Raw genomic sequence first — 12485 nt, 5'->3', positions numbered from 1 at the left:
AAAGCGCCCTAGGGTGCTTTTTTGCTTTTTAAACTCTTATCATTATTTTCTAAGATAAGAATACTCTTAATCAAATACTGTTAGGTATGTTGCAAGCATTCTTGTATTTATACATTAAATAGTAACAAAATAATACATCCAACAATATTTCGTTAATAATAGTTGACTTTATGTAGGTTTTTTGATTATCTATAGCAGTACTAGATTTTAATCGGTACTCAACGGAATATCATAAATTCTTCATGGAGGAAGACGAATGTCACCTAACATTCATTCAGTTTCAGCTTTATCAACAGCAAAAAAGTTAAAGACTCCCCTCAAAGCTAGTATTGTTCTTTTAACATCAATGATTTTAGCATCTTGTGCCATTGACGGTGATACCGGTGCTACTGGTGCCACCGGTGCCACAGGCATGCCTGGTGTAGCTGGTCCTGCTGGTCAAGATGGAGTAGACGGCGATAAAGGCGATAAAGGCGATAAAGGCGATAAAGGCGATAAAGGCGATAAAGGCGATAAAGGCGATACCGGAGCTGCTGGTCAAGATGGAGTAGACGGCGATAAAGGCGATAAAGGCGATAAAGGCGATAAAGGCGATAAAGGCGACACTGGTCCAGCCGGAGAAAATGGCGGTGACACAGGTGGCGATACTGGCGGTGACACAGGTGGTGACACAGGTGGTGACACAGGTGGTGACACAGGTGGTGACACAGGTGGTGACACAGGTGGCGATACTGGCGGTGACACAGGTGGCGATACTGGCGGTGACACAGGTGGCGATACTGGCGGTGACACAGGTGCAATATACGAGTCTGATATCGAAACAGAGCGGTCAGGTGTGCAGCATCTAGCAGTGGACGCTAGCGCGCTGAATCCACAATTAGGGGTAAAAACGACCACGACCCGTGATTTTGCTATCCGTAGCACCTCAGATGTCGATGCCCGTGCTGATCTAGCGCTTGAAGGTGTTTTAGAAGTACCAAAAGTAGCAATTCAGGTTTCAGGTGATAATGACGCTGACACGGAAAGTGGCTTTAAGTCTTATGAAGGTACAGCCAACGTATTGGGCGAAGGTGATTTGGCTTATACCTCAATCTATAAAGACTTTGGCGATAATGGCGAAATGCGCATTGCCCATATTGATGGTGCAGTTACGGCTGGTGGTGTGATCACAGTTCCTGTAGATGGTGTTGCGGTAGTGGGTAATAAAACAGCAACGCTACCGACAGAAGGTAAGTTCGAATATGCGGGTGATGCCACCAATCGTAAAGTTGGTCTAGACAATGCTATTGAATATGGTAGCTCTGAGTTTACCGCTGACTTTGTCGCTAGTAAAGTTGATGGCACGCTTAAATTTGCTCAAGCTGGTCAAATTGGGCTATCAGCAGATATTACTGGTAATGAGTTCTCTGGTGCTGCAGCTGACGATACTGGCTATAATACCGAAGGCGCATTCTACGGTAAAGATGCTAACTTCATCGGTGGTATCTACGAAGGTAACGGCTCACAAGGTACCTTTGGTGCAGAGAAAGATGGCATACCAGTTGATCCAGTTGATCCGACTGAGCCACCTCCAGAACCATCCGTAAATGACACTTTTGAACCTGACGCAAACGTTACAGGATCTCAAAGTTTTACATTATCGAATGGCACAGCTATTGGATTTAGACAGTTTTGGAATGATACTGATAATAAAGCGCCAAAAGATGGTACTGATCCTAAAGGTGATGGTAGCTTTACAAATACCAATGATGGCAATAACTTCGCCAATGATTATCAAAACATCATAGCGCGTGCTGATTTAACTAAGGCTAACACAGTTTTAGAACCAGTTTCAGCAGTAATTGCTACGGCTAATGATGCTGATTATACTGGTGGTAATGGATTCAAGAATTATAAAGGGAAAGCATCTGTACAGACAAATGTAGTTTCTGCACCGTTAGATCTTAAGTATGATTCTGTTTATAAAAACTTCAATAATCAGATGCAAATTGGTCATATATATGGTGATGCTATAGCGCTTGGTATTCTTCGTTCTGCTCGTGTTTCAAGCGTTTATGTGGAAGGTAACCTAACTGCTAACGAAGATATGGAGTACATGAAAGCGTTGTCTCAATATAACATTGATAATAATATCAATGATGGCCTGGTTTCTTATACTGGTGTTGCCACCTACATGGATAACCTACACTTTAATGATACTGAAAACCGCCAAGGCCCAACAGTGAATGGTGTGTCAAACTTTGATGTTAATTTTGTCAATGATTCATTGGAAGGTAATTTAGTATTTAATGATATAGATAAGAACATTGACATCAGTGCCAATATCAGTGGCAGTACTTTTTCTGGCACTAAAGGTAATGTTCAAACATCAGGCGGTTTCTATGGTGAGGATGCCAACTTCTTAGGCGGTATTTATCAAGAGGCATTACAACCAGGTGGTTCAGGAACAGGACCAGGTACAGGCACCACTTTCCAAGGCACTTTTGGCGCTGAAAAGCAGTAAATTTATGAAATACATAATCTTAAATAAAAAAGCGCCTTAGGGCGCTTTTTTTGTTAAATATAATAAAGAGAAACAAATATGTATCTTTTATTGATTGACTAATGTCCAATATTAAAATAAAGATTCTTTAAAGTATTATTATAATATAATTATATAAATAAACTATTGTATGTAAACTCAGTATCAAATTCTTTAGCATTAATCAACAATATAGTAGCTGACTCAATTATTCGATGAGTAAGCCTTTCAATTTTTACATTTAACCAAACGCCTGGTATCTGAGAAATTTGCTATATAGCCTTTCTGCCATTAGCTTCTCGGTATATATTTTGAACGCCATTAAGGTGCATCATATTTGTAATAGCGAATGATTTTAACTTCAATTTAACGAATATTTAATAAGCTCCCTTAGTAATACCTCATTTAATTCAGTTGGTTAGTAGAGAAATAATCAATTTCTACTCGTCACAGTATCATGGTTATAATTTTTTTACATAAAAAAAGCTTCTAATTCAGCTTTATTCTTACAGTTTGTACTAAAGAAGTTGATTCTATCGATGAAGCTGCTCTCTTGATAATTCGTATTATTCTATGAATATCCTCTTTAAAGAATATTAGTTAGTAACTGGATGTTACAGCAGACAATATTTCATTAATAATGTTTGACTTTTTGTAGCTAATTTGTTTATCTATTCAAGTTACTAGATAAATGTTCTGCCTAATGGATTAGAAAATATCATAAACTCTTCATGGAGGAAGACGAATGTCACCTAACCGTCATTCAATCTCAGCTGTATCGACAGCAAAAAATCTAACCACTCCGCTTAAAGCGAGTGTGGTTCTATTAACCGCTATTATTTTGTCCTCATGTGCAACAGACGGTAGTGGGGACACAGTGGTCACAAAACCATCACCTATTTTGCCGACAGTAGATGCGGGTGGAAGCAGTAGTAGTGGAAGCAGTGGTAGTGGAAGCAGTGGTAGTGGAAGCAGTGGTAGTGGAAGCAGTGGTAGTGGAAGCAGTGGTAGTGGAACCAGTGATAGTGGAACCAGTGGCAGTGGAACCAGTGGCAGTGAAACTAGTGGTAGTGGAACCAGTGGTAGTGGAACCAGTGGTAGTGGAAGCAGTGGTAGTGGAACCAGTGGCAGTGGAACCAGTGGCAGTGGAACCAGTGGCAGTGGAACTAGTAGTAACACAGGGGTAGTTGTTACTGTAAATGAAATAGAAAAGTCCATCAAAGTATCAGAGGCTAAAACTAAAGCGGCTGAAGAAGCACTTAAAGTAGCAGAGGCCAAAACTAAAGCAGCCGAAGAAGCATTAAAAGTTGCAGAAGAAAGGTTTGGAAAAGAGTCAGAGAAAGCTGCTGCAGCTGGAAAAATCGCAATAGATATCGCAAGAGCAGAAGTAGTACAGGCAAAAGCGGCGGCAGAAGCGGCTAGAGTAGAAGCAGTAGCGAAAATTGAAGCAGCTGCGAAAGCATCTAAACAACAAGTAGATGCTGCGAAAAAAACTGCTGCTGAAGCCATAGAGAAAGTTAAAAATGCTGAGGAAAAAGTGAAAGCCGCCGATAATCGGGCTCACTTAGCAGAAACTAAAGCTAAAGAAATACAAGACACACTTAAGGCAGAAACAGCTGCTAAAGAAGAAGCGGAAAAAGCTAAGAAAGAGGCAGAACAAATAGCCACAGATGCCAAAGCGCAAGCAGATGCTGCTAATAAGTTGGCTGCAGATGAAAAAGCCAAGGCCACCGCTGCACAGAAAGAAGCGGATAAAGCCAAAAGTGAGCTTGCGACTGCCCAAGAAGAACTGGCTGCCGCCCAAGAAGCACTAGATGCCGCCTTAGCAAATGGCGGTGGCAACACCGAAGCCCTCCAAGCCGAAGTGGATCGTCGCCAAGCTGCCCTTGATGCAGCGAACGCTAAAGCCACAGAAGCACAGCAAGCACAAGCCGCAGCGCAAGCCGCAGCCGAGGCCCAAGTCACTGCTGCCCAAGCTGCCCAACAGGCCGCCGAAGCTGCCTTAGCTGCCTCTCAAATCAAAAACGCACCTGAAGCCGCTAAGTCTGGCGTTCAGACACTCAATGTTAATGTGGTTCCCTTAAACAAAGTCTATAACGCCACCACCCGTGACTTTAGCGCGGATGAGAACAGCGTCGTTGCCCGCGCAGACATTGCCTCTCAAAACCCAGACGGCACCCCAGGCTTACTAGGCGCACTTACCATCACCACCTCAGGTGATAGCGACACAGCCGTTTCAGGCTCAAACGGCTTTAAAGCCCATAAAGACAACGCCATTGTTGCGGCACTTGGTCAAGAACTACCACTGGCTTATACCTCAACCTATAAAGACTTTGGCGATGACATGCGCATCGGCCATATTGATGGTACCGCGACCTTTAGTGGTCTTGAGCTACCCGTTAACGGTGCTGCTGTCGTCGGTAATGCCACCCAAGCGGCCAACATGCCAACAGAAGGTAAGGTTGGTTACACAGGGGATGCTACCTATCGCAAGCTTGGCATTGGCAATGCCATCGAGTTTGGCACCTCCGTCTTTACGGCCGACTTCGTTGCTAAAAACGTAAAAGGTGATCTTAGCTTCGCTAACGCCGGTAAGATTGGTCTCACCGCTGGTATCAACGGCAACAAATTCTCAGGTAGTGCAGACGCTAACGGCGGCTATCTCACTGAAGGTGGATTCTTTGGTGGTGACGCCCAGTACCTAGGCGGTGTTTACGAAGGTAATGGCGCTCAAGGTACCTATGGTGCCAAGAGTGACAAGCAAACCGCAGCAGAACAAGCGGCGGTAAAAGCGCAAGCGGATGCTGATAAAGCCAATGCAGCCATCGCTGCTGCTCAAGCTCAAGCGGCTGCTGCTCAAGCGGCTGCAGACAAAGCCCAAGCGGATGCCATTAAAGCTCAAGAAGCCTTGGTAAAAGCAGAAGAGAACTTAGCAAATGCTGGTAATGGCGAAGATCAACTGGCTGCAGCATTAGCGCAGGCCGCCGCCGCAGAAGCCGCTCAAGCGGCAGCAGAAGCCGCCGCAGAGACTGCAAAAGCTGCTGAAGAGGCTGCATTGTTAGCTCAAGCGGCTGCAGAAAATGCAGCCACTGCAGCGCAAGTAGCTGCAGACAAAGCCAGAGGCGATGCTGCTGAACAAAAAGCAGCTAAAGAAAAAGCTGAAGTAGCCAAAGCGGCTGCAGAGAAAGCCAAAGATGAAGCGTTGGCAGCCAAAGTTGAATCCGACAAGGCTAAAGATGAAGCGTTAGTAGCTAAGGCTAAAGCTGAAACTGCACGAGATGAGGCGATTGCAAGAGCTGAAGCTGCTGAGCAAGATGCTTTAGATGCTGCTAATGCATTTAGTGCTCCAGATTCTAGAATATCTGGCTTCCAAAGTACTTCGGTAGGTAAGAAAGACGGTATATTTGAGAATAACGCTAACAGTTACGATAAAATAATGTTCTATACTAATGAAGTCGATGGCAAGTCTTCTATAAAACCAATTGAGCTAACCCTTAGAGGAGCCGATAAAGGAGCTGGTGATAGCATTTATAGTGGTAATACTAATGGTTTCAAAGAGTATAAAGGCTCTACTTCATTTGAAGGTCGTTCAGGTGTCACTATAGGTAATAGGAATCTAAGTTACTCTTCAGTTTACAAAAACTTCGATGATCAAATGCAAATTGGCCATATAAAGGGTGATATTAAACAAACCATTGTATTCAATGAGCCTCTTTCTAACGTTTATGTGCAGGGTAACGCTACAAACCTTGGTGACATGAGTAAGCTTGCCAACGTAAATGAAGGTAAAGCCAGTTATAATGGGGTGGCGTCCTATATAGAAGGCGCTAAAGGCACAATAGCCGTTGATGGCAAATCCAAATTCGATGTCGATTTTGTCGCGAAATCGTTGAAAGGTGAGTTAGATTTTGCTGATAAGCAAGTCGATATTGCTGCAGATATAACTAACAACACCTTTGCTAGCAAGGAAGGAGCTACTGTCAATACTGTAGGTGGTTTCTACGGTAAAGGTGCTGGGCTGTTAGGCGGTGTTTACGAGAGAGAAGATAGTAAGAGTTATATCAAAGGAACTTACGGAGCTACCAAGCTAGATCCAACAGTAGTAGTTGTTCCAGACCCTATAGAATCTAAAATGACTGGCTTCCAATCAACAACCTTGAGTAGTATAGAACAGACGGTCGTTGGTACTAAATTAGAAAACGCTATTGGTTATGTTGCTATTCGTGATGATAAATCTGACTTTACAGAGAAAAAGACTGAAAATGGTAGCGTCGTCCCTGTAGATAACCGTAAAGGCGATAACTTCAAAAGTTTTGATACTGGCGTAGTTCGAGCTGACATGGTTAAGCCTGAAAATGTGGGAGAACCTTTGGCAGTATCACTTACTAAGGGTGGTTCAGTCACTGTTGAAGCAGGTAAGGGTGCATTTAATCCTAAGTTTAACTACAGTGCAGTTTATGAAAACTTTGATAGTCAGATGCAGGTAGGTCATTTATATGGTAACTTTAATTCACTTGCCGGCGATGTTTCACGTGCCGCCAACGTTTATGTAGAAGGCTATCTAACCTCTCAGTATGGAATGGATAACCTAAAAACCGTTAATGACGGTAAAGCTCAATATAATGGTATGGCCACTTATATTGAAAATATTCATTTAGCGGACAATAAGTCCACCGTACCAGTTGAAGGTAACTCTGCTTTCAATGTCGATTTTGTCAAAGGCTCAGTTGATGGTACCTTATCATTTACTGGTACCGATTATAAATATATGCCTTCTGGTAATAAGATTGATATCGTGGCAGATATTACGGGCAATACCTTTGCTGGTAATAAGAATGGTATCGATACCGCTGGTGGCTTCTACGGTGAAGAAGGTAAGTTCCTAGGCGGTATTTATCAAGATGCCTCAGTACAAGGAGGCAAGGGAACCATTGCAGGAACAGGTACCAAGTTCCAAGGAACCTTCGGTGCCGAAAAGCAATAAAGTAATATGACTGTATAAAACAAACAAAAAAGCGTCCTAGGGCGCTTTTTTTCTCGCTTAAACGATTAAAATGCCTTAGGATAATTGAGGTTGAAAAAATGTTTAGGAAATTAGTGATCGTACTTAGGTAAGGATACCCATGAATAATCAATATATGCGCAAACCTATCACCGCTTCTATTTTGCTATCAATGATGGCGTTTTCTCTACCATCACTGGCTGCGCCAGATGATTTACCAGACATAGAGCCCGAGCTTAGCCAAGCTGATGAACTCTTAAAACGTGAAAGTCAAACTGCTGTAGCAGACCCTACTGCGCCTTCCACTACTGTCACTGACACAGAAGCACAACGCGCCATCAAAAGTCGTCAACAACTCGCTGCAGCAACTGCTTATAATTTAGAAGCGTTAAAAGCCAATCCAGCTGCGTTTAGCAAGTTCTTAAATGACGCCTTAGCTGCGCAAGATATGGTGACAGTTAAACAGATATTGCCCCACTATAAAGCGCTGGAAACCAATGATCCTATGCTCATTAAGTTTGCTGACGCCTTAATATATCGCAGTGAAGCTAAAAACAAACAAGCCATTGAAATTTATCGTGAGATGTTAGCAGCAGATCCAGACTTTCACCCAGTACGCTTAAATATGGCAATTGCCATGCAAGCAGATAAGCAGTATGCGGCTGCAAAAGAGCAGTTTCTCAAACTCCAGTCAGTTGATTTACCAGCGCCTGTCATGGCAAGAGTACAAAACTCGTTAGCTCAAATAAATAGTTCAGAGAAATGGCAATTTAATGCTTCTGCCAGCTATGTCAGAGATAATAATATTAACGACGCACCCTCTAAGTCTATTCAATCTGATTTAGGGCGCTCGATAGAGCAAAAATCAGCCAATGGTATTCAAGTGTCTGGTAGTGCCAATAAGCGCTTTAATTTGCCAGATAATTTTTATGCAACCATAGGCGGTAATGCCTCGCTAAAAGCCTTTTGGGATGAAACTGATTATAACGACTATCTATTTACCGCTTCCGCTGGCGTCGGTTATGATGATGCCAAAAATGATGTCTCACTGACGCCATTTGTCACTAAGCGATATTATGATGAAGATCCCTATAGCTTACGCAAGGGCGTGACTGTTAGTGGCTCGCGTTGGGTTAAACCGAAGCTTAAGCTATCTGCAACAGGTATCTTGTCTAAAGAGACGTTTGAAGATGATGATAATAAAAATCGTGAAACAGATGGACAGTTTTTGGGCTTGAACGCGTTTTATATTAAAGACGCGAAAGAATACTTTTATGGCGGTTTAGGTAATTATCAAAATGATGTGCCTAAATCAAGTATTATTAGTTATGACCGTAACTCAATTAACGGTGGTTGGGGACGAGAGTGGAAACGCGGTATCTCAACACTCGCGTCAGCAGGCTACGGTATTAAAAAGTACGAAGACCCCGCTGATGCATATCCAGCAGGCAGTGGCGCTTGGAAAGGCTATTATAATGCGGTAGGCGGGGAGCCTGGCTCAAGAAGAAAAGACAAAACTACCTCACTGGGTTTGCAAGTATGGAAACGCGATTTTACTGTACTTGGCTTAACACCAAGATTGGTATTTGATTATGAAACGACTTCTAGTAACTTCGCTTATTATGATGATCGTGATGAAAAGTCAGCAACGGTACTACTAACAAAGACTTTTTAATAAAATACATATAAAACGTTGATACTAAAAGACCTCGCTAATCGTAGCGAGGTCTTTTTATTAACATTATTAACAGAACCGTAAATAATAATTGCTTATTTATCTAAGTTCATTTCCATCTCTTTATACTTAGCAGATACCGACGGTCTTGGACCACCAGTCATGATACTCACGGCAAAGATAGCGATGGTACTTAAGATAAAGCCTGGAACGATAGCGTATAACCAGCTGTTTAATGCCACGCCATTCATCTCAAACGGGCCATAGACCCACAGAATAACGGTCAACGCTCCAACTACCATACCGGCGACAGCGCCATTGCGGTTCATACCACGCCATGTCAGACTGAAAATAACCAAAGGTCCAAATGCCGCACCAAATCCTGCCCAAGCGTTAGAAACTAAGTTCAGTACCGAGCTTTCTGGATTAGACGCCAGCAGAATAGCAACAACGGCAACCACAATAACTGAGATACGGCCGACCAGTACTTGACGCGCTTCTGGAGCGTCTCTATCAAAGAAAAGCTTATATACGTCTTTGGTCAATGAGCTTGATACCACGAGTAGTTGTGATGATATGGTACTCATAATCGCGGCTAAAATAGCAGCTAATAAGAAACCTGAAACAAGTGGGTGGAATAAAAACTGCGTGAATACCAAAAAGATGGTTTCAGGGTCATCTAAAGTCATTGCCGTTTTCTGTACATAGGCGCGGCCCGCGATACCCGTAACACAAGCACCGATCAGGCTAATAATCATCCAGCTCATACCAATATTACGCGCAGTAGGTACATCTTTGACTGAGCGAATCGCCATAAAACGTACGATAATATGCGGCTGACCAAAATAACCAAGCCCCCAAGCGAGCAAGGAGATAATACCTAAAGCCGTCATGCCACTGGTGATATCGAGCATGCTTGGATCGATGGCTCTGATAGCATTGGTCGTTGCGGTAACGCCACCAAGGTCAGTCAAAGCAACGATAGGGACAATTACCATGGCAAAGAGCATGATAATACCTTGCACAAAGTCGGTCATTGATACGGCTAGGAAACCACCGAATAGCGTGTAAGCGACGACGACACCAGCGGTCACCCAAAGACCTGTGCTATATGATAAGTTGAGCGAGCTTTCAAAGAGTTTACCGCCACCGACCAAGCTTGCAGCGGTATAGACGGTAAAGAATAAGATAATAACCACGGCTGAAATGACGCGCAGTAAATGCGATTTGTCTTCAAAGCGGTTGGCAAAATAATCGGGTAAAGTGATGGCGTTGTCAGCGACTTCGGTATAAACGCGAAGACGTGGGGCTACGATGATATAGTTTAAAAAAGCACCCAAGGTCAAACCAATGGCAATCCAAGCGCTGACCACACCGTCAGCATACATGGCGCCTGGCAGGCCAAGGAGCAACCAACCTGACATATCTGATGCGCCTGCTGATAAAGCCGTTACGGCAGGGCCTAGACTACGACCACCGAGCATATAGCCTTCAGTATCATTGGCTTGCTTAAAATAAGCATAGACGCCAATCCCAATCATCACTAAGAAATAGGCGCCAAGTGATATCAGCACGCCACTAGAAACTCCGTTCATATAAACTGTCCTTAACCAACATAGTTGGCTGTCATTATTTTTAACGAGAAAAATTGAGTCTTATAAGACGCTGCTTAAAAACCATATCTCAATGTATCTCAAGATAAAAAATCTAAAGACGAAAAAAGCCATTAAGTAGGACATAATGGCTTTTATTCAAAATCTGCTGTTAGTTTTATATGATTGGTGTGGTTGTGGGCTGATACCTACAAAGTTATGATGAAATGCAAACGGCAAACTTGTAGCGCAATCTTATTTTCTCACTTGCTCGCATCAAATCATCATTTATAAATATCAGCCGCTTATATAACCAATCATTTAAAACCATCAAACCTACTGCTTACTATCATATATTACTAGAAGTCTTCAATATATGATTATCAGTGAGTTTCAGGTAAAATTATGTTATCTAAACAACGTCAGACGTATTATAACGTATGAGTCACACAAATGCGAACGCGCCAGTTTATCGAATAAATATCTTGATTAGCGAATAATATATAATCGCTTGCCAAAGCTTTAGTCAATCGGCGCAAGCAAATCTAGTAAAGCTGTTACGCTACTAGATTGGGTGAGTTTTGGATTAATGACCACGCCCAAATAACGCTGTAATTCGATATTATCGGCCATATCGATACGTTCCAAATCCTGGCTGACCATGGTTTGCGGCAATACTGACCAGCCAAGTCCCACAGAAACCAGCATGCGGATAGATTCTAAAGGATTAGTGCTCATGGTGGCATAAGGTTTTAGATTGTGTTTGGCAAATTCCGCTAAGGTAATCTGGCTGGTGAAGGTATTGGCAGACGGTAAGATAGCAGGGTAGCGCGCCAATTGCTCGAGCGTCACATTGGACTTAGTCGCTAAAGGCGATAACGTACCGGTCATAAAGTAAAGCGGATCTGACCATAAGGTATGATAGGTTAAGCGCTTATCGTAAACAGGCGGCAAGGTTAAAAATGCGAGTGACAAATCGCCATCGAGCACCGCTTTATGAGCCGTTTCTGAATCGACAAAATGCACTTCGAGCTGCACGGCAGGATAAGCTTGGATAAAATGCTTGAGCACAGGGGCTAAGTGGTGCAAGCCAATATGGTGGCTAGTGCCGATAACGAGTTTGCCCGAGACAATATGCTGCGAGTGCTGGAGATTGATTTTAAAATTCTCATAATCTTCAAGCCAGCGTTTGGCATGAGGCAACATCTCACTGGCCGCTTGCGTCGGTACAATACCGCGCCCGACTGTATCAAATAGGGTGATGTTAAATTCGTCTTCTAAGTTTTTAATACGTTTACTGACTGCAGGCTGAGTAATAAACAGCTTTTCTGCGGCACCTGAAATACTGCCTGTTTGCATAACCGTGACGAATGTCGTCAAATTTGTGGTATTCACACCGATGTCCTTAGCTAGTAGCGAGCTATAATTAAAAGTTGGCTGGCCTAATCAAAATGAATTAGAAATAAAAGTTTGTGACTATGTAAAAATCATCAATTATTATTATAGGATTAGCCTGCTATAATCACAAGACATCAAGACGTATTGTGACATATTTATTCTGTTAAGCGCATTTTTGACAGCCTATTACTTGTTTTAACAAGCTTTTAGCATCATAAATAGTCATTATTATAAAATATTTGCCTTTATAAAATCTCTGGTTAATTAAATATTAGATGTAAACAGCAACTTAAAGTG

At 42.7% G+C, this 12485-nt stretch carries 5 protein-coding genes; 3 read left to right on the top strand and 2 right to left on the bottom strand.

The genetic code is table 11. The features are described from left to right. The first annotated feature begins 256 nt into the window (after positions 1 to 256). The 3 genes from B2866_RS10475 to B2866_RS10465 all read left to right on the top strand — a co-directional run bounded on the left by B2866_RS10475 (position 257) and on the right by B2866_RS10465 (position 9198). The gene (locus B2866_RS10475; protein ID WP_296193830.1) at positions 257 to 2503 is read left to right on the top strand and encodes a transferrin-binding protein-like solute binding protein; all 2247 of its coding nucleotides are present in this window, start codon (positions 257 to 259) and stop codon (positions 2501 to 2503) included. Positions 2504 to 3266: 763 nt separating this feature from the next. After that, complete coding sequence (locus B2866_RS10470) at positions 3267 to 7505, top strand: transferrin-binding protein-like solute binding protein (RefSeq protein ID WP_296193828.1); 4239 nt, start codon at positions 3267 to 3269, stop codon at positions 7503 to 7505. A gap of 139 nt (positions 7506 to 7644) precedes the next feature. Beyond that, on the top strand, positions 7645 to 9198 hold the full coding sequence (locus tag B2866_RS10465) for a porin family protein (RefSeq protein ID WP_296193825.1): 1554 nt from the start codon (positions 7645 to 7647) through the stop codon (positions 9196 to 9198). 95 nt (positions 9199 to 9293) lie between these two features. Here the strand turns inward: B2866_RS10465 and putP are convergent, their stop codons facing one another. Further along, entirely contained in the window at positions 9294 to 10793 is a 1500-nt protein-coding gene (gene putP / locus B2866_RS10460) for a sodium/proline symporter PutP (protein ID WP_296193823.1), read from the bottom strand. A 519-nt stretch (positions 10794 to 11312) separates the two neighbouring features. Continuing rightward, positions 11313 to 12185 carry a LysR family transcriptional regulator gene (locus B2866_RS10455; protein WP_144296455.1) on the bottom strand — a complete coding sequence of 291 codons (873 nt, stop codon included), beginning with the start codon at positions 12183 to 12185 and terminating at the stop codon, positions 11313 to 11315. Positions 12186 to 12485: the final 300 nt, after the last annotated feature.

This window comes from Psychrobacter sp. UBA3483 (assembly GCF_002377905.1).
Lineage (GTDB): Bacteria > Pseudomonadota > Gammaproteobacteria > Pseudomonadales > Moraxellaceae > Psychrobacter.
Note: the sequence above shows the minus strand (reverse complement) of the source record. Positions and strands in the feature narration are given on the sequence as shown.